The sequence below is a fragment of the Bacteroides intestinalis genome (assembly GCF_003464595.1).
GTDB classification, from domain to species: domain Bacteria; phylum Bacteroidota; class Bacteroidia; order Bacteroidales; family Bacteroidaceae; genus Bacteroides; species Bacteroides intestinalis_A.
In genome coordinates this window covers 60,918-85,643 of sequence record NZ_QRZF01000001.1, presented here as the reverse complement: position 1 = coordinate 85,643, position 24,726 = coordinate 60,918, and the positions used below count along the sequence as shown (strand labels likewise).

The 24,726-nt window shown below is 45.8% G+C and carries 14 protein-coding genes; 9 read left to right on the top strand and 5 right to left on the bottom strand.

All coding sequences use genetic code 11. The features are described 5' to 3' along the window. Positions 1–24 precede the first annotated feature (24 nt). The 8 genes from DWW10_RS00295 to DWW10_RS00260 all read left to right on the top strand — a co-directional run bounded on the left by DWW10_RS00295 (position 25) and on the right by DWW10_RS00260 (position 10,453). A complete protein-coding gene (locus tag DWW10_RS00295; protein WP_022393975.1) occupies positions 25–1,368 on the top strand; it encodes a sigma-54-dependent transcriptional regulator in 1,344 nt (447 codons plus the stop codon). Between the two features lie 1,007 nt (positions 1,369–2,375). Continuing rightward, positions 2,376–2,456 (top strand): K(+)-transporting ATPase subunit F, encoded by an 81-nt coding sequence (kdpF, locus tag DWW10_RS26645; RefSeq protein WP_081450799.1) that lies wholly within the window; start codon positions 2,376–2,378, stop codon positions 2,454–2,456. Positions 2,457–2,468: 12 nt separating this feature from the next. Further along, complete coding sequence (kdpA, locus tag DWW10_RS00285; protein ID WP_022393978.1) at positions 2,469–4,175, top strand: potassium-transporting ATPase subunit KdpA; 1,707 nt, start codon at positions 2,469–2,471, stop codon at positions 4,173–4,175. 19 nt (positions 4,176–4,194) lie between these two features. Beyond that, the gene (gene kdpB / locus DWW10_RS00280; protein ID WP_022393979.1) at positions 4,195–6,243 is read left to right on the top strand and encodes a potassium-transporting ATPase subunit KdpB; all 2,049 of its coding nucleotides are present in this window, start codon (positions 4,195–4,197) and stop codon (positions 6,241–6,243) included. Between the two features lie 72 nt (positions 6,244–6,315). Further along, positions 6,316–6,885: a K(+)-transporting ATPase subunit C gene (locus DWW10_RS00275; RefSeq protein WP_022393980.1), complete on the top strand. Its 570-nt coding sequence runs from the start codon at positions 6,316–6,318 to the stop codon at positions 6,883–6,885. 130 nt (positions 6,886–7,015) lie between these two features. Then, positions 7,016–7,765 (top strand): hypothetical protein, encoded by a 750-nt coding sequence (locus tag DWW10_RS00270; RefSeq protein WP_022393981.1) that lies wholly within the window; start codon positions 7,016–7,018, stop codon positions 7,763–7,765. 102 nt (positions 7,766–7,867) lie between these two features. Then, complete coding sequence (locus DWW10_RS00265; RefSeq protein ID WP_022393982.1) at positions 7,868–8,992, top strand: sensor protein KdpD; 1,125 nt, start codon at positions 7,868–7,870, stop codon at positions 8,990–8,992. 21 nt (positions 8,993–9,013) lie between these two features. Continuing rightward, positions 9,014–10,453 (top strand): ATP-binding protein, encoded by a 1,440-nt coding sequence (locus DWW10_RS00260; RefSeq protein WP_022393983.1) that lies wholly within the window; start codon positions 9,014–9,016, stop codon positions 10,451–10,453. A gap of 79 nt (positions 10,454–10,532) precedes the next feature. Here the strand turns inward: DWW10_RS00260 and DWW10_RS00255 are convergent, their stop codons facing one another. From DWW10_RS00255 to DWW10_RS00235, 5 genes are all read right to left on the bottom strand, one after another. Beyond that, positions 10,533–12,782 carry a S9 family peptidase gene (locus DWW10_RS00255; RefSeq protein ID WP_022393984.1) on the bottom strand — a complete coding sequence of 750 codons (2,250 nt, stop codon included), beginning with the start codon at positions 12,780–12,782 and terminating at the stop codon, positions 10,533–10,535. Positions 12,783–12,795: 13 nt separating this feature from the next. Then, a complete protein-coding gene (locus tag DWW10_RS00250; protein ID WP_022393985.1) occupies positions 12,796–15,201 on the bottom strand; it encodes a glycoside hydrolase family 127 protein in 2,406 nt (801 codons plus the stop codon). Between the two features lie 22 nt (positions 15,202–15,223). Beyond that, positions 15,224–17,626, bottom strand: coding sequence for a family 43 glycosylhydrolase (locus tag DWW10_RS00245; RefSeq protein ID WP_022393986.1), 2,403 nt, complete (start codon positions 17,624–17,626; stop codon positions 15,224–15,226). Positions 17,627–17,693: 67 nt separating this feature from the next. Continuing rightward, positions 17,694–20,420: a glycoside hydrolase family 97 catalytic domain-containing protein gene (locus DWW10_RS00240; RefSeq protein ID WP_022393987.1), complete on the bottom strand. Its 2,727-nt coding sequence runs from the start codon at positions 20,418–20,420 to the stop codon at positions 17,694–17,696. Positions 20,421–20,854: 434 nt separating this feature from the next. Further along, entirely contained in the window at positions 20,855–21,958 is a 1,104-nt protein-coding gene (locus DWW10_RS00235) for a Fic family protein (RefSeq protein ID WP_022393988.1), read from the bottom strand. A gap of 300 nt (positions 21,959–22,258) precedes the next feature. Between DWW10_RS00235 and DWW10_RS00230 the strand changes: the two genes are divergently transcribed. Beyond that, positions 22,259–24,694, top strand: coding sequence for a glycoside hydrolase family 127 protein (locus DWW10_RS00230; RefSeq protein WP_118420685.1), 2,436 nt, complete (start codon positions 22,259–22,261; stop codon positions 24,692–24,694). Positions 24,695–24,726 lie beyond the last annotated feature (32 nt).

Below are 24,726 nucleotides of genomic sequence, written 5' to 3'. Positions count from 1 at the left end.
TTTAAACACTTATCCGAATAAGATATGAGTAAGATTCTAATCGTTGATGACGAGGTACAAATCCGTACCCTTTTGGCGCGTATGATGGAGTTAGAAGGATATGAAGTCTGTCAGGCTGGTGATTGCAGGGCCGCCCTACGACAACTGGAACTCCAAACCCCCGACGTAGCTTTGTGTGATGTGTTTCTGCCCGATGGAAATGGGGTGGACCTGGTGTTGTCCATCAAGAAGGCGGCTCCTAATGTGGAAGTCATTCTGCTGACGGCGCATGGCAATATCCCCGACGGGGTACAGGCCATCAAGAACGGGGCTTTCGACTATATCACCAAAGGAGATGACAATAACAAAATTATTCCCCTTATCAGTCGTGCGGTAGAGAAAGCCGCAATGAATGCCCGTCTTGAAAAACTTGAGAAGAAGGTAGGGCAGGCGTACTCTTTTGATTCTATCCTGGGAGAGTCCAAATCTTTGAAAGATGCTGTTTTACTGGCACAAAAAGTGTCGGTGACTGATGTACCTGTATTACTGACCGGAGAGACGGGAACAGGCAAGGAAGTGTTTGCGCAGGCCATCCATTATAGCAGCAAGCGTGCACGGCAGAATTTTGTGGCTGTAAACTGTTCTTCGTTTAGCAAGGAATTATTGGAAAGTGAGATGTTTGGTCACAAAGCAGGTTCCTTTACAGGGGCGTTGAAAGATAAGAAAGGACTTTTTGAGGAGGCGAACAATGGAACGATTTTCCTGGATGAAATAGGTGAGATGGCCTTTGAATTGCAAGCCAAACTATTGCGGATACTTGAAACGGGAGAATATATAAAGATAGGAGACACCAAGCCAACACGCGTCAATGTGCGTATCATAGCCGCAACGAATCGTAATTTGCCGGAAGAAATAGCCAAAGGACGTTTCCGGGAAGACCTGTTTTATCGTCTTTCTGTATTCCAGGTGCATCTGCCGCCATTGCGTGAGCGCGCAGGAGATATCCGTCTGTTGGCAAAGGCTTTCGTGAAGAACTTTTCCGCACAACTTTCCCGCCCGGTAACTGAAATAACCCCTGACTTCCTCGCTACTTTGGAGTTACAACCGTGGAAAGGAAATATCCGCGAACTCCGTAATGTGATAGAACGCAGTCTTATTGTTTGCGAAGGCGAAGAACTGACTATTGCCGATCTGCCACTTGACATCCAGAATGCCCACTACGAACAGTCGGATGAAGAGACGCCTGGCAGCTTCGAACTTTCGGCTATGGAACGTCGCCATATTGCGCGCGTGTTGGAGTACACGAAAGGGAATAAGACGGAAGCTGCCCGTTTGCTGAAAATTGGTTTGACTACACTGTACAGGAAGATTGAGGAATATAGGATATAGCTTGTACCCACAATTAGCTCTGATATGACAATAATATGCCAAAATGGTGGGCCTTGCTACTATATGTTATATTTTTATCGTTATTAATAACAGGTGCTCCCGCCGGAAAGCCGCTTCTGGAAGAATATAACATTAGTTTATAAGGATTATATCATCTATTGGCAGCCCACAGATGATCTATTCAGCCCATATATATCATCTGTTTTAATCAAACAGATCATCCATTTCACTCAAACGGATGATGTAATTCGCAAAAGGGCTACACCTTTTGCTTCATAAGGCTACACCATCATCACCAAAAGGCTACACCATCCTCCCAAAAGGGTGTAGCCCTGTCAAAAAGCGGCCGATATTTCTCTATTTCAAATAAGATAAGCAACGGAACTAAATAATCGATTTTGTAGAAATACGCCATATGTATAATTAATAAGAATGAAATAGAGAGAAATAAGTTTCTAAAATGTGCTTTCTTTTATTGTTTTGAATCATACGGTATTTTCCTGATAGCAAATCCTTGTGTTTTTTTGCAGCACAACAAGTATTGGTGCGAAAGAAAGAAATCTCAGATATCACGATTTACATTTTGACATTTTGATTAAGTTGCACAAAGTCCGATAGAAAAGTTCGACGCATGCAATGGGGATATCGGGTGATTCGGAATCAAACGGAAGTCACCCAATGATATTGTTTCTTTTCCTTATTCTTTCCTTCAATTCTTTTCAAAATAGATAATACCTTTTCATTTTGAAAGGGTGCTCTTTAAGGGAGTACTCTGATTCGCTTGCTTCATAAGGCTGTCTATTAGATGTTTATGAACTTATTCATCCTTCTGGCACACTATTGGCACATTACCTTCCAGTAAAACAAATAGTATTAATTCAATAAAGGTAAAAAACATGGGAATAACGATTTCATTTATTTTCTGCCTGCTGAGCGGCTTACTCGCTTTCTGGCTGTTTTGGAAATGTGTGGACTGGTTTGAAAAGATTTAAGAAGGAGAGAGAATTATGTATACAGCATTATTTGTATTGGGTATTGCGGTTTTCGGGTATTTGATTTATGTACTTGTGAGACCGGAGAAGTTTTAAAGTAGAAAGAAAATGAACACAGAAATTTTAGGCGTAGCGTTGCAAGTCATCCTGATGGTGGTATTGGCTTATCCGTTGGGAAAGTATATTGCAAAAGTCTATAAAGGACAAAAAACATGGTCGGACTTCATGAAGCCGGTCGAGAGATTGATATTCAAAGTTTCCGGCATCAATCCACAGGAGGAGATGAACTGGAAACAGTTCTTGAAAGCATTGTTGATATTGAATGCTTTCTGGTTTGTGTGGGGCATGGTACTGCTGGTTACTCAACACTGGCTGCCTCTGAACCCTGACGGTAACGGGCCGCAGAGTCCAGACCAGGCATTCAATACCTGCATCAGTTTTATGGTGAACTGTAACTTACAGCATTATTCTGGTGAAAGCGGATTAACTTACTTTACGCAATTGTTCGTCATCATGCTGTTCCAGTTTATTACAGCGGCAACGGGTATGGCGGCTATGGCAGGTATCATGAAGTCCATCAGTGCAAAGACAACGAAGACAATAGGTAACTTCTGGAACTTCCTTGTATTGAGCAGTACACGTATCCTGTTGCCTCTTTCTTTGATTGTGGGCTTTATCCTGATTCTTCAGGGTACTCCGATGGGATTCGACGGCAAGATGGAGGTGACCACGCTGGAAGGACAGGAACAGTTGGTATCGCAGGGACCTGCGGCAGCCATTGTGCCTATTAAACAACTGGGAACCAATGGTGGCGGTTATTTCGGTGTAAACTCTTCGCATCCGTTGGAGAATCCTACGTATCTGTCCAATATGGTGGAATGTTGGTCTATCCTTATTATACCGATGGCCATGGTTTTCGCACTCGGTTTCTATTCCAATCGTAAGAAACTGGCTTATAGTATATTCGGTGTAATGCTCTTTGCCTATCTGGCGGGTGTCGGTATCAATGTCTATCAGGAAATGAACGGTAACCCGCGTATTGACGAACTAGGAATTGCGCAGGACGGCGGAGCGATGGAAGGAAAGGAAGTGCGGCTTGGTTCTGCTGCAACAGCCTTGTGGAGCATTACGACCACCGTCACTTCCAATGGTTCAGTGAATGGTATGCACGACTCTACGATGCCGCTCAGTGGTATGATGGAGATGCTGAATATGCAGATTAATACCTGGTTTGGTGGTGTCGGGGTAGGTTGGATGAACTACTATACGTTCATAATTATAGCTGTGTTTATTAGCGGACTGATGGTAGGACGTACACCGGAATTCCTCGGAAAGAAAGTGGAGGCACGCGAAATGAAGATTGCGACGATTGTGGCGTTGCTTCATCCGTTCGTAATTCTGGTAGGAACGGCTCTGTCCACGTATCTGTTTGCCCATCATCCCGATTTCGTAGCGAGCGAGGGCGGATGGCTGAATAATCCGGGCTTCCACGGGTTGAGTGAGCAATTATATGAGTTTACTTCGTGTGCAGCTAATAATGGGTCCGGTTTTGAGGGACTAGGTGATAATACTTATTTCTGGAATTATTCGTGTGGTTGGGTACTTATTCTGAGCCGTTTTATCCCGATTGTAGGGCAGGTGGCCATTGCGGGACTACTGGCACAGAAGAAGTTTATCCCCGAAAGTGCCGGTACACTGAAGACGGATACAGTGACATTTGCAGTGATGACTTTTGCGGTCATCTTCATTGTGGCTGCCCTGTCATTCTTCCCGGTACATGCGTTGAGTACGATTGCTGAACATTTTAGTTTGTAAGTAGTAGAAAAAGAAAGATATGAAAGATAAAAAATCAGCTTCTTTGTTTCAAAAGGAGCAAGTTATGGAAAGCTTGAAGCAATCATTCGTGAAGTTGGATCCACGGGTGATGATTAAGAATCCGATTATGTTTACAGTGGAGCTTGTGACACTGGTGATGCTGGTAGTCTGCATCCTCTCGCTGGGAACTACGGAATATGGAACATTCGGGTACAACTTTCTGGTGTTTGTCGTTCTCTTTGTTACTCTGTTGTTCGCCAACTTCGCTGAGGCTATTGCCGAGGCTCGTGGTAAGGCCCAGGCCGACAGCCTGCGCAAGACGCGTGAGGAGACTCCCGCAAAAATCTTGATTGATGGCAAAGTCTGCAATATCAGTAGTGCACGCCTGAAGAAAGGTGATTACTTTATTTGCGAAGCCGGTGATACGATTCCGGCTGACGGTGAGATTGTAGAAGGACTGGCTTCCATTGATGAAAGTGCCATCACAGGCGAGTCTGCCCCGGTAATCCGTGAGGCGGGTGGAGATAAGAGTTCTGTAACCGGTGGTACGAAGGTGCTTTCTGATAAGATAAAGGTATTGGTAACACAACAACAGGGTGAGAGCTTCCTGGATAAGATGATTGCATTAGTGGAAGGTGCTACACGGAAGAAAACACCGAATGAAGTAGCATTGACTATCCTGCTGGCAGGTTTCACACTGGTATTCGTGATTGTTTGCGTCACGCTGATTCCAATGGCGGACTATACCAATATAGATCATCCGGGAACGTACATCTCGATTGCAGCTATTCTTTCCCTGTTTGTTTGCCTGATACCGACTACAATCGGTGGTCTACTTTCCGCTATCGGCATTGCAGGTATGGACCGTGCGCTTCGTGCCAATGTGATAACGAAATCGGGTAAGGCAGTGGAAACGGCCGGTGATATTGATACGTTGCTGCTGGATAAGACGGGAACTATTACAATCGGTAACCGTAAAGCTACGAAGTTCTATGCAGCTCCCGGTGTGGACGAACGTGATTTTATTGAGGCTTGCCTGCTGTCCTCCATCTCCGATGAAACACCGGAAGGTAAATCAATTATAGAACTGGGACGGGAAACAGGTCGCCGTATGCGTGATCTGAATACTACGGGTGCCCGGATGATTAAGTTCACTGCTGAAACAAAGTGTTCAGGCGTGGATTTGCAAAATGGTACTCAGATACGTAAAGGTGCTTTCGATGCTATCCGTAAGATTGCAGAGAGTGCCGGAAACAGTTTTCCGAAAGAGGTGGAAGATGTGATTGCTGCAATTTCAAGTAACGGCGGTACACCGTTGGTAGTGTGTGTCAACCGGCAGGTGGCTGGCGTTATTGAGTTGCAGGACATCATCAAACCAGGTATTCAGGAACGTTTCGAACGCCTTCGCAAGATGGGAGTGAAGACGGTGATGGTGACTGGAGATAATCCGCTGACAGCAAAGTATATCGCAGAAAAGGCTGGTGTGGATGATTTTATAGCTGAGGCTAAGCCGGAAGACAAGATGGAGTATATCAAGAAAGAGCAGCAGTCCGGTAAACTGGTGGCAATGATGGGAGACGGTACAAATGATGCTCCGGCATTGGCACAGGCAAATGTGGGCGTTGCTATGAATAGCGGTACGCAGGCTGCAAAGGAAGCCGGTAATATGGTGGACTTGGATAATGATCCTACGAAGCTGATTGAAATTGTGGAAATCGGTAAACAGTTGTTGATGACGCGCGGTACATTGACCACGTTCTCTATAGCAAATGACGTGGCTAAATACTTTGCGATTATTCCCGCTTTGTTTATGGTAGCCATCCCTCAGTTGGCACCGCTGAATATCATGGGGCTGCATAGTCCTGAGTCGGCCATACTCTCAGCTATAATCTTTAACGCAATCATTATTCCTATATTGATTCCGCTGGCACTGAAAGGAGTACAGTATAAACCGATTGGTGCCAGTGCATTGCTTCGCCGCAACTTGCTGATTTATGGCTTAGGAGGTGTCATTGCACCCTTTATCGGAATTAAATTAATAGATATGATTGTCAGTTTATTCTTTTAGGGGCGAGACACCCCGGCCAGATTTCCTTTCGGAAGGAGGCCTAATAATAACAAACTAATAAATAAAAAGATAATGAAAACATTATTCAAATCCCTTAAAATAACACTTGCATTTTGCGTGTTCTTCTCTGTATTCTATATCCTTATCCTGTGGATATTTGCCCAGGTGGCAGGTCCCAATAAGGGTAATGCGGAAGTAGCGACTCTGGATGGTAAAGTTGTCGGTGCCGCTAATGTAGGACAGATGTTCACAAAAGACGTCTACTTCTGGGGACGTCCTTCCCATGCCGGTTACGATGCTACCAGTTCTTCCGGTAGCAACAAAGGCCCTACCAACGAAGAATATCTTTCGGAAGTAGAAGCCCGTATCGATACTTTTCTCGTACACCATCCTTATCTGAACCGTAAAGACGTTCCGGCAGAAATGGTAACCGCCAGTGCTTCCGGTCTTGATCCGGATATCACTCCCGCCAGTGCTTATGTACAGGTGAAACGCGTGGCCCAGGCACGTGGCATGGACGAGGCACAAGTAAAGACTCTCGTAGACAATGCAGTGCAGAAGCCGCTTCTCGGCCTTTTCGGTACGGAGAAGGTGAATGTACTGAAACTGAATATCGCATTGGAAGAAGCAACTAAGAAATAACTTTAGGTTGGTAGAGAGGCGGACAGATTCCATTCATATTTTGCCATGGTGATGTCTAAAACAGGGTGAATGGAACGCTGCCTCTCTTTTTTAAGAAGACAACCTTACTTTTAAAAAGATTGAATGGATTATGAAAAGATTAAGAAACAATATTTTTGCGACAGCAGTAGTTGCTGTTGCCTGTATTTTAGGAACTACAAGTGCAAAGGCTCAGGAATTTACTGTGCAGGGTGATTTAGTCAGTTCTTACGTCTGGCGTGGTGTTTATCAGACCGGAGCAAGTTTCCAGCCGACTTTAGGATTCAACATAGGTGACTTCTCTCTGACAGCCTGGGGCTCGACAGACTTCGATGGTAATAAATCTTCAGAAGGACTGGCAAGCAAGGAGATAGACCTGACGGCTGCTTATACTTTAGGTGAATCAGGACCTACACTGTCCGTAGCAAGTCTATGGTGGGCAGGTCAGGGGGCCGGGAAGTACTTCAACTTCAAGAGCCATGAGACTGCTCACTTCTTTGAAGCAGGTCTGGTCTATACATTGCCTTGTGAGAAACTTCCTTTGTCTATGGCATGGTATCTGATGTTTGCCGGTGCCGATAAGAATGAGGATGGCAAGCAAAATTATTCTTCCTATTGCGAACTGAACTATCCGTTCAGCGTGAAGTCGGTAGATTTGAATGCAACCGTAGGATTCGTTCCTTATAAAACTTATACGGTAGGATATGGAAATTCCGGTTTTGCTTTTACCAATGTAGCGTTAAAAGCTACCACGGCTATCAGGATAACAGATTCGTTTTCATTGCCTATCTTTGCGCAAGCTATCTGGAATCCATGTTTGGAGGATGCTCATTTGGTATTTGGTATAATGTTGAAACCGTGATAACTAAAGATTAGGCACGGATTACGCGGACTACACGGATTAATAACTGCACACAGTAAAAAATTTGTGTAATCCGCGTAATCCGCGCCTAAAAATGAAAGTATGGACAGAGAACAAAGCGTACAGCACTTCCTCGACCTCATAAAGAAATCCCGTCGTGGCAAGTTCAAGATCTACATCGGCATGATTGCCGGTGTAGGTAAGTCGTATCGGATGCTCCAGGAAGCCCATGAGTTGCTGGACAACGGTGTAGACGTGCAAATCGGCTACATCGAAACCCACGGACGTGCCGGGACGGAAGTATTATTAGAAGGGCTCCCCGTTGTCCCCCGCCGCCGGATATTTTATAAAGGCAAGGAACTGGAAGAGATGGATTTGGAGGGCATTATCCGTATCCATCCCGATATTGTCATTGTAGACGAACTGGCGCATACCAATGTAGAAGGTAGCCGAAACGAGAAGCGTTGGCAAGACGTGATGGATCTGCTGGACGAAGGTATCAATGTGATTTCCGCCGTCAACATCCAGCACATTGAAAGCGTCAACGAAGAAGTTCAGGGCATCTCCGGTATTGAAGTCAAAGAGCGTATCCCTGACAGTGTATTGCAGGAAGCGGATGAAGTGGTGAACATCGACCTCACTGCCGAAGAACTCATTACCCGCCTGAAAGCCGGTAAAATCTATAAACCGGAGAAAATACCCATGGCATTGAATAACTTCTTCAAAACCGAGAATATCCTTCAACTGCGTGAACTGGCTTTGAAAGAAGTGGCGTTGCGTGTGGAGAAGAAGGTGGAGAATGAAGTGGTCGTTTCCAGTGTAGGCGTCCGGCATGAGAAGTTTCTGGCATGCATCAGCAGTCAGGAGAAGACACCCCGGCGCATCATTCGTAAGGCAGCGCGTCTGGCAACCCGTTACAATACTTCTTTTATAGCCCTATATGTACAAACACCCCGCGAGAGTGCCGACCGTATCGACCTGGCAAGTCAGCGCTATCTGTTGAATCACTTTAAGTTGGTCACTGAGTTGGATGGTGAAGTGGTTCAGGTACAATCCAAAGATGTATTGGATGCCATCATCCGTACTTGTAAAGAGAGACAGATCACTTCTGTTTGTATGGGCAGTCCTTCTTTCCGTTTACCTCAATCTTTGTTTATGGTGTTGAAATACAGAAAATTTGTGAATGATTTAGCTCAGGCAAACGTAGATTTGATTATACTTGCATAAAATTTAATTCATCAGTGCATTATGAATATTCGTACTAAATTAATACTCAGTGTAGGCATTCTGGCCGGTATGATCATTCTGCTGGTTGCTCTCTCCGTAGTGAATCTTCAGATACTGACAGCCACCGAACCAGACAGCCCTGCCGCCATGCCCGGACTGGAACGTGCTTTGCTGTGGATTTCCGTTACAGGTGCTATTTGCATTCTTGCCAGTATCGTGTTGCTGGTCTGGCTTCCCCGTTCCATCAACAAGCCTATCCAGGAACTGACGCGTGGTATCCTTGAAATCGCCAATCATAACTATGAGAAACGTTTGAATATGAGCGGACACGAGGAATTCCGCCAGGTGGCCGATAGCTTCAACAGTATGGCTGAGCGCCTGACTGAATATCGTGCCAGTACGCTGAACGATATTCTTTCTGCCAAGAAATTTCTTGAAGCCGTTGTGAACAGTATTCATGAACCTATTATCGGTCTGAATTGTGAGCATGAAATACTCTTTATCAATAAAGAAGCACTCACCGTATTGAATCTGAAACGTGAAGATGTAATCCGCCACTCTGCCGAGGAACTGTCCTTAAAGAATGATCTCCTTCGTCGTCTGGTTCGGGAACTGATTACTCCGGGTGAGAAGAAAGAACCCTTGAAAATCTATGCGGACAATAAGGAAAGCTATTTTCAGGCTTCTTACATCACCATTATAAATACGGATGCCGATACGGATGAACCGCAGAACTTGGGTGATGTGATCCTGCTGAAAAATATCACCGAATTTAAAGAGTTGGATTCTGCCAAAACAACCTTTATTTCCACCATCTCCCATGAACTGAAAACGCCTATCTCGGCTATTCTTATGAGTTTGCAGTTGCTGGAAGATAAGAGGGTAGGAGCTTTGAATGATGAGCAGGAACAATTATCGAAAAGCATTAAAGAAAATGCCGACCGCCTGCTGGGTATCACTGGTGAACTCCTGAATATGACACAAGTAGAAGCCGGCAAGCTCCAGATGATGCCGAAGATAACCAAGCCTATCGAACTTATAGAATATGCGATTAAAGCCAATCAGGTTCAGGCGGATAAGTTCGGTATCCAGATAGAAGTGGAGTATCCGGAGGAAAAAATGCCGAAACTGTTTGTGGATAGTGAGAAGATAGCCTGGGTATTGACGAACCTTCTGAGCAATGCAGTCCGTTATTCAAAAGAAAACGGGCGTGTCGTTATTGGTGCCAAGCGTGAGGAGGACTTTGTTGAACTGTATGTGCAGGATTTTGGCAAAGGTATCGATCCCCGTTATCATCAGAGCATTTTCGACCGTTATTTCCGTGTGCCCGGCACAAAGGTGCAAGGCAGTGGACTGGGACTTTCCATTTCAAAAGATTTTGTGGAGGCACATGGGGGAACACTGACGGTGGAAAGCGAATTGGGGAAAGGAAGTAAGTTTATTATGCGACTGAAAGCATAAGAAATAGTGATAAGTGATTAACAAGTTGAACGATATGTCCTGATAGGGGCGTTAATCACTTATCACTAGCTGTTAATCACTATTTCTTCACTTCATCCCACTTCGGCGGATTCCCGCCCATCAAATGGCGTACAAAGAAATCATAGCGTTTATGTTCCCCGAAATCTTCTCCCATCGTGTGGTGTGCACCAGGAATCACTACCAGTTCAAAATCTTTGTTGGCTTTTATCAGTGCGTTCACCACCTGCATGGTTGAGGCAGGATCTACATTATCGTCCAGTTCGCCTACTACCAGCATCAAGGGGCGGCTTAGCAGATGGGCATTCTCTACATTCGATCCTTCCTTATATTGATCTCCCACGGGATATCCCAGCCAGAGTTCGTTCCACCAGATTTTATCCATGCGGTTGTCGTGGCAGCCACAGGCGGAATAAGCGGCTTTGTAGAATTCGGGATGCAGCAGCACGGCAGTGGTGGATTCCTGGCCTCCGGCGGAACAGCCGTAGATACCTACGCGGTCCATATCCATATACGGATACTTCTCTCCGGCAGCTTTAATCCAGGCGATGTGATCGGGAAGTCCTGCATCTTTCAGATTCTTATAACATACATTCTCAAATTCACGTGAACGGAAAGAAGTTCCCATTCCGTCTACCATGACGACGATAAAACCGAGTTCGGCAAGGGAAGTCATGTACCAGTTGTACGGGATGAAAGTCTTGGGTACATACTGGTCGCCGGGACCTTGGTAAATGTATTCGATAACCGGATACTTCTTGTTCGGGTCGAAGTTAGTGGGACGAACAATCAGTCCCCACATATCCGTTTTGCCGTCACGCCCCTTGGCGGTAAATACTTCCGGTGCTTTCCAACCTTCTGCTTCCAGACGGCTGATATCGGCTGTTTCCAACGGCATCACCACCTTGCCGTCTTCGGCACTGCGCAATACGGTAACAGGAGCTTTGTTCACCATGGAATAAACGTCTACCAGATAATTCATGTCCGGTGAGAACCAGGCCCGGTGCATACCTTCTTCGGGAGTGAGGCAGGTGAAGCCTTTGCCATCGAAGCCGATGCGGTAGTAGCGGATGAGGTAAGGATCTTCGCCCGGCTGCACACCGTTGGCGGAGAAATAAATCTGCCGGTTGTCCTCGTCTACGCGGAGCACGTCGCGCACATACCATTCGCCGCGGGTTATCTGATGGATGGGCTGTGCGGTAGTGCGGTCGTACATGTACAGGTGGTTCCAGTTATCCCGTTCGCTCATCCAGATGATGTGCTTGTTGTCCCTTAGGTCGTGGCGGAAACGGCGGGTATAGTTCACGTATTTGTCAGAGGTTTCTTCTATCAGAGGACGCACGGCGCCTGTCTCGGCAGAGAGTTCAAGTACACGATATGCCTGATGTCCGCGCTGGTTGTACTCGAAGGTAACGGCACGGCTGTCTGGGTTCCATTCGGGACCGTATATTTCATACTGCCGGTCGAAGAGGGCGGTGTTGGGGATGATGCCTCGTCCTGTTTCAACTTCATAAATGCAAGGTATCTTGAAAGGAAGTTCGTCTCCCGGTTTGGCATATTCCTGCTTGTGCAGTTTCGGTTGGAGCTGATCTGCTGGAGAAGACTCTACATAGTACACATATCGTTTCTCTACCGGGCGAATTTTGCAGGATGCCACTTTCTTGCTGTCCGGAGACCAGCGGATATAAGCTGAGTAATAGTTGCTGAGTGTGCCGTCAAGGCTCAACTGCTTCTCTTTTCCCGTGGTAAGTTCCTTCACATATACATTCTGATTTTTGATATAGGCGGTGTACTTTCCATCGGGTGAAGTTACGGGAGCGGCTTCTTTTTCGTCATCCCGTTCCATCCAGTGCTTCTGTGGTGCATTGCGGTCGGGCAGGTTGCCTTCATTTTCCAACTGATTTTTGCGGGTGGCGTACATCCAGCGCTGGTTGCCGAATACAAAACGAAGCGTATCCAGGCTCGGATTCACCCGTAACCGTTCCAGTTGGATTGCCTCGGGCTTTACTTCTTTACCGGATGCGTTGCTCAGTGCGCTTGCCAGACGCTTGTGGTCGAACAACTCCTTTCTGTTTTTCTTGTCTGCGTTCACCGATACGTAGATACGGCCTTCGGGCGTATTGCGTACATACCAAAACTGATGTGTGCCTTCTATCCACTGCGGCGTGACGTTGGAGTAAAAAACTTTGTTGGCACTGAATTTCTCTCTCAATGCGTAGGCACGGTTATAATCGTCCACCGTGCCTTGTGCGAAAGCCATGCCCCCGCTAAGGAGCATGGCTATCGACAAACCTAACTTACAAACATTCATATCTAACTAACCTTTATTGTACTTCCCATTCATAAACACCTGCTGCATGTTTGTCCGGCAGGGTGATTTCCAGTTTGACGGATTTGGTCTTCACGGGATCAAAGTTTACGGTGTTTCCCGCACCTTTTACAACGCCATATTTGTCGGCACCTGTGACGGGCTGCCACTGGCCTTGTGCATCTTTATAATATATCTTCCAGCTTTTCGGTACACGACAACCGCCCCAGGGAGCATCGTCGAACCAATATACGGTGGAGCTTGATACGGTAGCTTCTGCCGGGAACTCATACGTGATCCATTCCGTAGTTCCCTGTTTGGGCCACCAATGGTAATAGGGCAGGGAACGATCATTTTCATCTTTCGGAACCAGGCGGTCGTTGATGGCTGAAATGGAGCTTGCGCGGTGGGATGCATCTATTTTACTTTCCGAAGCCAGTGTGGCAGGCATGGCGGGGCGGGATGCGCTTAGTTCTTGCGGCAACCATACTTCCATAGCTCCCGAACCACGGTGAGCCCATGCGTAGTAAGGTATCAGTGTCAGGCTCACATCGGTAGTGGTCAGGCGACCCTGATCGTCATAACCAAGTGTCTGTGCGCCGGTCTTCAATTGGTTGATGCCATACAGCAGATCGGGCTTTTCTACCACTTCAAACTTCGGAGTACGGTTCATGAATACGCTGAAGATGTCGAAGTTGTTATCCGGGAATTCTGCACAGTATACAATCGGTCCGCGTTCTACGGCAATGCGTCCGCGGTCGGCTTCCACCTTATTGTTGGCTTTCACGGTGCGCGGTTCCATGTCGAAGTGTACTTCCACCTTATCACCCTTTTTCCAACGGCGGTCGATGCTGAAATAACCATCTTTCAGTTCATTCTGTACGGCTTCTCCGTTTACTTTCACTGTGTACTTCAGACGCTTGCCGTCGCTATAGGTATACAGGTCGCTGGGGACTACCTGACCCCGAACCCATCCGGGAATACGGACTTTCAGGTTGAAGGGTCCGGCGTTATTCTTGTTGATGCCGATGGTAATGTCACCGTTCCACGGGTATTTGGTGTTTTGCTCGATAGAAACAGCTTTGCCACCCACTTTCAGGTCGGAAGTATTGGACATGAAGAGGTTGACGTAAACGTCCTTATCCTTCACTGCGTAGATATATCCCGGCAGGGATGGGATGAAACGGCAGATGTTGGACGGGCAGCAGGCACAACCGAACCAGGGCTGGCGTTGATGCTGTCCCATACTTTCCAGCGGGTTGGGGTAGAAGAAACCGCCGCCATCCAGGGATACGCCTGAAATCAGACCATTGTATAAAGTGCGTTCCAGTACATCGTAGTATTTGGATTCACCGTGCAGGAGGAAGAGACGGTAGTTGACGTATACGTTGCCGATGGCAGCACAAGTCTCGCAATAGGCTGACATGTTGGGCAATTCGTAGTTCTTGCCGAAAGCCTCTCCGGCTGCGGTAGCTCCGATACCGCCGGTGATGTAATATTTCTTGCCGACGATATTGTCCCAGATGCGGTCGATGGCATGAATGTAGGCGGTGTCTCCCGTCAGGGCGGCTACGTCGGCCATACCTGCATACATATATGCGGCGCGAACGGCGTGTCCCACAGCTTCATCCTGTTGAACCACCGGCTTATGTGCCTGGCTGTATTCATCGGTACGGCTGGTATATCCACGCTGGTCGAGGAAGAACTTGGCCTGGTCGAGGTACTTTTGGTCTCCGGTGACTAAATAAAGTTTGGCAAGTGCCATTTCGGCAATCTGATGTCCGGGGACACGAATTTGCTGCCCTTCGCCTGTACCGATTTCACGGCATACGCAGTCGGCGTATCGGATGGCGATATTGAGGAAGTTCTTCTTCCCGGTAGCCTGGTAGTGGGCGATAGCGCCTTCCACCATGTGTCCCAGGTTGTAAAACTCGTGGCTCAGGTCTTCTACCTTTTCCCAACGCTTGCTTCCCGCCCATTCATGGGGATGTTTCGGATTCATGGTGCGGCTGGTGTAGAGGTATCCGTCCGGTTCCTGTGCGGCGGCTACGATGACGAGTACACTGTCGATGTATTTGGCCAGTTTCTTATCGGGATACGTCTGCAACAGGTAGCTGGCACCTTCGATGGTTTTGTATACGTCCGTATCGTCGAAAGCCAGTCCGCCTACTTTAATGGTATCACTGGGATGGGCTGCATTGACGAAGTTCTGATATCTTCCGGTTTCCTCGCATTTGCTGAATGCCAGGGGGATGGTTACCTCTCGGCTCGCGTTGAGGCGTTGTCCCCAGAAGGAGTCGGTTACTTTCACCGAGGTGAAAGGTACGGGATCGATGGGATACCCGTGCGATTGGTTTTTCACTTGCGCCTGGCTGCCTACGGTGGCGGCAACCAGCAGGGTGGTAACTAATACTTTTCTCATGGTTATTATTCGTTTTATGGTATTATTTCTTGATTGGAATATATTCGTCCCATAGTTTCAGTGAATGCAGGTAGCCCGTGAACGGCCAGTTGCGTTCTGCATTCCGCCCCAAAGTTACGTATTGTGATGGTTTTATTAGCAATTGAATGTCTTTTTCGCTAATTAATTTACCATTGATATATACTTGTTCCATGCGGCCGTCGAAACAAATATAGATATGCTGCCATTTGCCGGCCAGTTCTTTCATGTCCTTGTATCCGGCATCTTCGTACCAGCCGTAGTGGTTGATGACACCGCATCGGGGTTCCGTACCGCTGACGAGCATAATCTTTTCCAATTCGTCATGCGAAGTCGTGAAGTCGGCTACACATTCATTTTCGGCAATAGAATCATTCAGTATCCAGGTTTCCAATGTATAGGGGGCATTGTCCAGCAAGGTTGCAGGCAGGGAGAAGTTGGACTGGAATACCTGCTGCCCATCAAAGCTGAAACTTTTCTTCCCTTCCACTTCCTTGATGATGGAGGGGGCTTTGTGGGCTTCGAAGTATCCTTCTATTCCATGATTGGAAAGATAATGTACGGTGTCTCCTGCGGCGAAGTCATCAGCGGTGATACTTACTACCAAGCCATGCTTTTGCTGTTCGGCAGCCGGTAAGCGGACGATATCCGTAGTGGTATCATATTCCTGTTCGGCAGGTGCCTGTTTCCAGTTATAGTAGCGCAGATTAGTGATGACTAAGGGTTCGGCTCCGCTTTGAAGCGAAATCACACCGGATGAAAGGGCGGGTTCCGCTTCGTAGCTTTGCCATCTACCTAACCTATGAACTAACCCACTAATTGTATGCTCCTTGGAGGGAGAAAGTAACGGATGACGGTATTCCAGTGTAGTACCCGGTTCGAGAACCAGTGCGTCGCGTCCGTCAATACGCTCGGTGCGGGCTGATCCTGCTTTCAGGATAAAAGAATCTCCTAACATTCCTTCATTGTTCTGCCATTCGCGGCCATTCCAGTCGGCGGCTGTCAGTCCGAGCCACTGTTGGGGGGCGGAATCTTCGATACCGGAAAATACCTTGATGTTCCAGATAGCGCCACCGAAGCCATTCTTCTGTCCACCGGTATAGGTGAGGCGTACAAAGCGGGCTTTTGCTTTGCCGAAATCTACCATCGGGCTGCCTGCCAGATGATTGTTCCGTTTGTCGGCAAAGATAGTCCAGCGTTTACCGTCTGTTGAAGTTTCAATCAGGTATTGATAGAACTGAGTGCCATATTCAAATTGTGTCCAGATCGTTTGTATCTGCTGGGGGCGTCCCAGGTCTATTTCAAGCCATTCTTGTCCCATCCCGCGCGGACGCCATAAAGTTCCGTTGTTATCATCTACGGCATATTCGGGACGGAAGTTGTCATCATAAGAGGAAGAGGCACGCACGCTTTTACCAAAGGCGAGGTTGGTTGATTTAACAACGGAAGGAGCCAGTGCACCTACGCCTTCATGGGTAGGGGTAATTTTTTGAATCGTTCTGTCTGCATTGAATGTCATGCGGTCGATGCAAAGCTGGCGGTGGAAGCCACGGTTGGAGTGTGGATTATCGTGGCGGTGATAAACGATATAGTAATCATTACCTTCCTGGAGGATACTGTGATGTCCGGGACCGTGAATGGTTCCGTCAGTATTGGTTTCGAGGATGCAGCCGCCATAAGTGTAAGGACCCAGAGGCTTGTCTGAGGTGGCGTATTGCACACGGTATGTGTGGTCGTGGCAGGAACCGGAGGAATACATAAAGTAGTAGGTTCCATTACGTTTGATTACAAAAGGTGCTTCGAAGAAATCGGTGGCTTCGGTATTGGGGATGAGGCGGGTTTCAGTAAAACTCTTCAAATCGGGAGCTAATTTTCCGGCACCGCAACCGAAACCTTTGTAAATGCCCCAGGTTCCCCAGTACATATAGACTGAGCCGTCATCGTCCACAAATGTTTGTCCATCCAGAGTGATGGCATTTGTTACGAAGCGGTCGGGGATAAGGACGGCTTCGCTATCGCCCAGGATATTCTTCCACGGACCGCGGGGAGTTTCACTGACTCCGCAATGGATGATACAGGGCTGGCAGTAGAAGTAGTAGTACTTCCCATCAGAGTGCTGCATCACATCGGGTGCCCATATCCAGTGACTGTCGGGCCAGTTCATGGGCATCAAGGTCCAGTTTACGAAGTCCTTGCTGGTCCATACTTGTGCGGGGCCAAAGCCTGCACCACTGCCATCGGTAGTGGCGTACATATAATAAGTATCACCAAACCTTTTGATAGTAGGGTCGGCGAAATATCCGGGAATCACGGGATTACCCGTACCCGGAGCATTGAAAGCGGCCTGTGCAAAGGCAGAGACAACCCCTATTAAAAAGGAAGTGATTAAAAGGATGGTTCTATTCATTTTGTTACTTTATTGTTAGAAAAATTACTTGCACCGCGCAGCAAACCTTGCTCCAGCGCTACGCTGGTCATTTATGTATTTCATTATTAATCGGTATCTCTATTTCATAAAAATATTCTTTCAACAGCTTGTATATTTCCGGATCGTAGGCTTTCAGCTTTACGCGACGGTTCATGGAGTTGTGTACACCATTGGCAGGATCAGCGTAACGGTTACAGTTGAAGAAAGACTGTACGCATTCAGCAAAATACTCTTCTTTGTTACTTAATGCGTAAGTACCGGCCCATAGTCCTTTTTCTCCAGCGCTTTTCCACAATGCTTCCAGTCGGTCATTGAAATCCGGTTCCACACCTGCAATTCCTACCATATGTATCAGATGGGCAAATTCATGAATCAGAATATTCTCGCCCGTATATTTATCTTGTGGCAAGGCCAATAGATTCTCTTCCCCGCAACTGGCGGAGAACTCGTCTTCCGGTGCCCCACCGAAACCACGGGCACGCCAGTTCCAGTATGCAATGCTGTCCGGCGAATTGCAGATATGTGCAAACTCCGGTAAATCACAAGTTTCTTCGTCTTTACCGATAACCATCACATGGCAACCTTTTTTCACCATATGCGCTTTTACATCCGGACGTTTTGATAGCATCAGACTGATGATATCACATGCTTTCAACAACGCTTCATCACTAACCCTTTCGGAAGAAGTGACATATAATCCCTCAGTTTCAATGTATTTCTTATAAAAAGAAGGAATATTCTTTCCCTCGGGTATGGACGTTATTTCACCTCGCACCGGATATAACTCAAGCTTCATCGCGAATCCCCCGCCCGAGGCTAAATGTAGCTTTATCCGGCTGTTTTTATCTATAATCAGTTTCTCTGTACGATAATCTTCCGCTTGCTTGTTCGCATTAATACCATCAGCAAAGAGTGTGGCTGTATAGCGGACATTGGAAGGCAGGAACGAAAAGGCAAGTTCTACATCACGTTCATCCCAGTTTGTCATCCCGCCAATGTACCAGTTGATATCTTTCTTTCGTACACTAACGATATATTCTCCCATTTTACCTGCGGCGATAAAGGTAGAATCCGTCTCCACAGGAATTGAAGTGATGAAGTCCACACATTCCTGTTCATTCAGATAATTCGTCGGAGCATCGCACAGCATGGTGAGTGGAGAATCGTGTACAATATAAGCGGCCAACTGATGACAACGGGTTCCCATACTCATCGGTGAGTAATAGACGGCACGCCAGTCGGCTTTCGTTGCATTGCGCATGGCACCCGGAGTATAATCTACCGGCCCTGCCATCATACGGATATAAGGGAAGGTCACATCGTAGAGAGGCATGTTATTCTTAATATCCGTCCACTTTACCTCTTCCATACCGAACAGACTCTCAAAGTTGATGATATTCGGATAAGTGCGATTGATACCTGTAGGTTTGTAAATGCCATGAAGGTCGAGTGTCAACTTATGTTTTGCCGTAGCATCAGCGATACGATATACCATTTCAACAGCAGTCTGATCGTCACGATCCAGAAAGTCTACTTTGAAGCCTTTGATACCCATTTCGGAGTACTTCTTGCAGGCGGCTTCCAGTTGTTTGTCGAGTACATTGAATACTGTCCAAAGAATGATATCAACTCCTTTCTGTTTTCCGTAGGCAATCAGTTCCGGAAGATCCAGTTCCGGAATAACAGTCAGCATATCACCGCTTTTCGGGTTATACCAACCCTCGTCGAGCACTATAAACTCTATATCATTCCTGCTGGCGAAGTCTATATAATATTTATAGGTATCCATATTGATACCTGCCTTAAAGGGGACACCTTTCAGATTCCAGTCATTCCACCAATCCCAGGCTACTTTTCCGGTCTTTATCCATGATGTGTCACCTATGCGATTGGGAGATGCCAGCGCATACACCAGATTATTGACAGGCATATCCGTATCCTTTTCTGTAATAGCCAGTACGCGCCAGGGATAAGTACGTGCCCCACTACTGCGTGCTATGAAATCACTGGTTTCTGTTACATACTCCTGCATACGCCAAGGATTGAAATTTGTTTGGGTAGGGTAGGAAGCAAAAACACCTTTTAGCCCATATCCATCTTTCTGAGATTCTACAAACATTCCCGGATATGCTTCAAGATCAGATTCCAGTAGAGTTAATTTGGTTTTACCGCAGTCCACTGTAACGGGTAGGAAAGCTACTTTCGGCTGTGCCTTTGATAGTGGGGTAACATCGTATATATTTTGAAAAGCCATTGCCATCGGCTTTTTGTCATTCGTCGTATAAGGAAGATAAGCTGTATAATCTTGATTGAAGTTGAATTCAGCTATTTCATCTTTGACTGTAACACCTGCTGTACGTGTGGTATAGAAACGGTAGGCTACTCCATCATCATAAGCGCGGAAAGTAACTCCAAAACCACCTTTCAACTTCAAGTCGAGTTCATTGCATGCAGCAACGAACTCCTTGAAGCGGTAGAAAGGGGATTCTACATTATCCCTGATCTTTTTCCTTTTTATACCTGTTACCTGAGAATTGTTTCCTATTTCGGTTCCGTCAGCCAGAACCAAGCCTATGTTAGAAAGAGAGAGAATTGTATCCTTTTCGTGCATTACCTGATAAGATAATTTGTCTCCGGTACTGATTTCTACTTTCAGTTTTCCGTCGGGAGATGCCAGTGCGTATTTCTTTCCTGATGCTGCCTCGAGTGAATAATTTCCGCAATACAGAAATAAGGAAATAACGACTAATTTGAAAGAGAGGTTGTTTTTCATGATTCGGTTAATTCTTATTTGTCTGTCTGCAAAGTAAAAGAAAAAAGAGCGAACGGAAGGACTGAATAATATAATGTAATAAAAGAATAGTCCAAAAGATGCCTTTCTATGGCCTTCTCAATGGCCGTTTGTAGTATTCTTGTATTCGATTGGATTATTTTTTCATCCATTTGAGTGGACTTATCTGGTCTATGTTTATCTCGTATTTAGGGCGTAGCTTCTTTGTACCTTCTCCTTGTATATAGGAAGGAGTAGGTAGGGAGAAGGTAGGGAGTAAGTAAGGAGAAGATAGGGAGTAGGTGTATTCCGGATATCTGTCTGGTTGGGTGCCGTTTTTGAATGATCAGGATTTATCTGATGCAATAATGCGGAGATTAGGATTAGTAATCTCCGCATTATATGCGATGAATATAAGAAGCGCTTCCTGTGAAATATTACAGATTTAATTCGTAATTGGTGCTACGTCCTCCTTCGTTTGTTTTCCGCAGTACATTTTTTGCTATCAAATCTTGTATATCACGTAAGGCTGTATCTGCAGAACATTTTGTGATCTTTCCCCACTTTGAGGAGGTTACTTTCCCATTAAAGCCATCCCATAGTAAATTCACCATTTTTATCTGTCGCTCATTCATCGAGACCAACCGGTGCTTGTCCCAGAAGGCAGCTTTCTGCAAAACAGTACTGACCATTTTTTCTGTATGAATCAATGCGGCTTTTAAACAGTCCAAAAACCATTCAAGCCAATCCGTGATATCCAGACCACTCTTTTGGCTCTTCTCTAATATATCATAGTAACTTTTCCGCTGTTTACGTATTTCAGCAGACATGCTATAAAAGCGATGCGGCATTTCATCCGCACGAGCCAAGAACAGATCAGTTATTGTTCGGGAAATACGCCCATTACCATCGTCAAACGGATGAATAGTTACAAACCAGAAGTGAGCTATGGCGGCTTTTAGCACCGGATCTATCTCCTGATTATCATTTACCCAATCCAAAAATAGCCCCATTTGATAGGGGATTTCACTTGAATCAGGTGCTTGATAATGAATTGTTTCTTTTCCCATAGCACCCGATATGACCTGCATAGGTTCTGAACCTTGCCGCCAATTGGCAACCGTTATTTTATATGCACCACTTCGTCCCGTAGGAAATAAAGCTGCATGCCAGTTGAAGAGACGCTCGTCTGTTAAGGGTTGCATATAATTCTGAGTAGCATCTATCATCACTTGCACCACTCCATCTATATAACGATCCGCTTCGGGGATTCCTTCTATTTCTATTCCTAAATGGCGGGCCACGGAAGAGCGTACTTGATCTATATTTAATATCTCACCTTCTATTTCAGATGATTTTGTAATGTCTGCCGTTAGTGCATCGAGCATAGCACTATTCTTCAGGTCAAAACCGAGCACACTCATTTTTCCTACAAGTTTACCTTGTAAGCTTCGGACTCTACCTAATTTATAGGATAATTTAGAGTCATTCCAAGTGAAGTCAGGCCACTTGTTTTGTTGCCAGATATAAGTTGCTCTCATAATCTCAGTATGTTTTGCGGTAAAAGTACAAATAATTCTTCATATCCTTTGTTTTGCCATGCAACTTTATATGAATTGGGAGTATGTCTTTACTTGCTGTTTATGAGCTTACTGAGTATAATATCTACAGGCATGAAAAAATAGTCCAATCTATGAAATGATTGTCTAAATCCCTTTTTGGAGCCTCATACTTCGACTATTCTTTTATCCTTATAGATTATTTTTTCATCCTGTTAGCAGGAAATCCCTTTCCTTTGCCGTACACTAATGCTAATGATTTAAAAGCACATATATAGTATGATGAAGAAACGAATTCAATTCCTTTTCGGTAGCATTGCCCTTCTGGGGATGAGTGCTTGCAGCAATTCCTACGTTAAGCCTGATGCACCGATCAAAGAAGTTCCTTTTACGCAAGTTCACCTGAATGATAACTTCTGGACTCCACGCATTGAAACGAACCGTACTGTTTCTATTCCTTCCGCATTTAAAGAATGTGAGAAGAACGGGCGCTTCGATAACTTTGCCATAGCCGGTGGTCTGATGAAGGGAGAACATCGCGGTGACTTTTCTTTTGATGATACCGATCCTTATAAGATTATAGAAGGAGCCTCTTATTCGCTGGCTGTGAAGTATGATAAAGCGCTGGATGCTTATCTGGATAGCGTTATTACCTTGATTGCTGCTGCTCAGGAACCGGATGGCTATCTTACCACTTGCGTTACTAATAAATGCTATCGCCTTTCCGGTTGGTGGGGAAAGAGCCGTTGGGAAAAGATTAATAGTCATGAACTTTATAATAGCGGTCATTTGTATGAAGCTGCCGTTGCTCATTATCGTGCAACAGGGAAGCGTAATCTCCTTGATGTAGCTATCAAGAATGCCGACTTAGTATGTCAGGTCTTTGGTCCGAATGAAGGACAAAAGCATGTTCCTTCCGGTCATCCTATCGCTGAAATGGCCCTTGCTAAATTATATAAGGTGACAGGTGATGAAAAGTATTTGAAGATGGCTAAATACTTTGTAGAGGAAACCGGTCGAGGAACAGACGGACATCGTCTTAGCGAATACAGCCAGGATCACAAACCTATTCTGCAACAAGATGAAATAGTAGGTCATGCGGTACGTGCAGGATATCTTTATTCCGGTGTTGCCGATGTAGCTTCATTAACTCAGGATACCGCTTATTTCAATGCTTTAAGTCGTATCTGGGAAAATATGGCAAGTAAAAAGCTCTTTATCACCGGTGGTATCGGTTCACGTCCGCAAGGTGAAGGATTTGGTCCTAACTATGAATTGAATAACCATACCGCATACTGTGAGACTTGTGCTGCCATTGCCAATGTATATTGGAATCACCGCATGTTCCTGGCTACGGGCAATGCCAAGTATGCCGATGTACTGGAGCGTGCTCTTTACAATGGAGTTATTTCGGGTGTTTCACTCAGTGGCGATAAATTTTTCTATGATAATCCGCTTGAGTCTATGGGGCAACATGAACGCCAGCACTGGTTTGGTTGCGCTTGCTGTCCGGGTAATGTAACGCGTTTCATGGCTTCCGTACCTTTCTATATGTATGCTACTCAGGGCAATGATATTTATGTCAATCTCTATATCCAGAGCAAAGCCGAATTGAATACGGAAACTAACAATATAAAATTGGAACAGACCACAAACTATCCGTGGGATGGTAAAGTCAGCATTTCCGTTACTCCCGAAAAGGAACAGGAGTTCGCTTTGCGCGTTCGTATTCCGGGATGGGCACAGGATACTCCTGTACCTACAGACCTTTATTCATTTACTGATAAGGCAAAGGCTTACGCTATCTCAATTAATGGCAAGAAAGTAAATGCTGAGCAGATGGATGGCTATGCTACGATTCTCCACGAATGGAAGGTTGGAGATGTTGTAGAAATTAATTTCCCGATGGATGTCCGCCGTGTGAAAGCGAATGATAATGTAGAAGATGACCGTGGTAAGCTTGCTATTGAGCGTGGTCCAATCATGTTCTGCTTGGAAGGTAAAGATCAGGCTGACAGCATTGTCTTTAATAAGTTTATTCCTGACGGTACTTCAATGGAGGCAACTTACGATGCTGATTTATTAAACGGTGTCATGGTGTTGACTGGTACAGCTAAGGAAATAGAAAAAGATGGTAGCGTCAAGGATGTTCCTTTCAAAGCCATTCCTTATTCCACTTGGAATAATCGTGGTGCCGACCAGATGGCGGTGTGGATTCCTGAAGCTGCGGAATATGCCCGTCCTACTCCAGAACCAACAATCGCCAGCAAGGCACATACTCTGATGATACAAGCTCCTATCCAGAAAGATGCTCCTGAATCTGCTTCAATTGAAACCTGGGCATGGGGTGTGAATGACCAGTGGGAACCGAAGCGTTCATCGGATATTTCCAAACCTTATCACTACTGGTGGTTGAGAAATGGAACACAGGAAACTTTGGCTTATCAATTTGACCAACCTTATACGATTTCAAACGTAGAAGTGTACTGGCTGGATTTCGATCATTATGACGGGGATTTCCGGGTGCCGGAGAGTTGGAAACTCTACTATAAAGATGGCAAAAGCTGGAAAGAAGTAGAAGCTTTGAACGAATATACGGTAAAGAAAGACTGCTACAACAGCCTTGATTTCAAACCGGTGAAAACGACAGGACTGAAAATAGCTGCCCAGTTGCAGAAAGGTGCATCGGGTGGGGTTATTGAATGGAAAGTAAACTAATCCATTTTTAAAAATTAAGAATTTGTAACTTG

What these genes read in the sequence shown, in the direction of transcription:
- DWW10_RS00255 (WP_022393984.1), bottom strand. Translation starts at nt 12,782, where the DNA reads ATGAATGTTTGTAAGTTAGGTTTGTCGATAGCCATGCTCCTTAGCGGG.
- DWW10_RS00265 (WP_022393982.1), top strand. Translation starts at nt 7,868, where the DNA reads ATGGACAGAGAACAAAGCGTACAGCACTTCCTCGACCTCATAAAGAAA.
- DWW10_RS00230 (WP_118420685.1), top strand. Translation starts at nt 22,259, where the DNA reads ATGAAGAAACGAATTCAATTCCTTTTCGGTAGCATTGCCCTTCTGGGG.
- DWW10_RS00260 (WP_022393983.1), top strand. Translation starts at nt 9,014, where the DNA reads ATGAATATTCGTACTAAATTAATACTCAGTGTAGGCATTCTGGCCGGT.
- kdpB (WP_022393979.1), top strand. Translation starts at nt 4,195, where the DNA reads ATGAAAGATAAAAAATCAGCTTCTTTGTTTCAAAAGGAGCAAGTTATG.
- DWW10_RS00270 (WP_022393981.1), top strand. Translation starts at nt 7,016, where the DNA reads ATGAAAAGATTAAGAAACAATATTTTTGCGACAGCAGTAGTTGCTGTT.
- DWW10_RS00235 (WP_022393988.1), bottom strand. Translation starts at nt 21,958, where the DNA reads ATGAGAGCAACTTATATCTGGCAACAAAACAAGTGGCCTGACTTCACT.
- kdpF (WP_081450799.1), top strand. Translation starts at nt 2,376, where the DNA reads ATGTATACAGCATTATTTGTATTGGGTATTGCGGTTTTCGGGTATTTG.
- kdpA (WP_022393978.1), top strand. Translation starts at nt 2,469, where the DNA reads ATGAACACAGAAATTTTAGGCGTAGCGTTGCAAGTCATCCTGATGGTG.
- DWW10_RS00250 (WP_022393985.1), bottom strand. Translation starts at nt 15,201, where the DNA reads ATGAGAAAAGTATTAGTTACCACCCTGCTGGTTGCCGCCACCGTAGGC.
- DWW10_RS00240 (WP_022393987.1), bottom strand. Translation starts at nt 20,420, where the DNA reads ATGAAAAACAACCTCTCTTTCAAATTAGTCGTTATTTCCTTATTTCTG.
- DWW10_RS00275 (WP_022393980.1), top strand. Translation starts at nt 6,316, where the DNA reads ATGAAAACATTATTCAAATCCCTTAAAATAACACTTGCATTTTGCGTG.
- DWW10_RS00245 (WP_022393986.1), bottom strand. Translation starts at nt 17,626, where the DNA reads ATGAATAGAACCATCCTTTTAATCACTTCCTTTTTAATAGGGGTTGTC.
- DWW10_RS00295 (WP_022393975.1), top strand. Translation starts at nt 25, where the DNA reads ATGAGTAAGATTCTAATCGTTGATGACGAGGTACAAATCCGTACCCTT.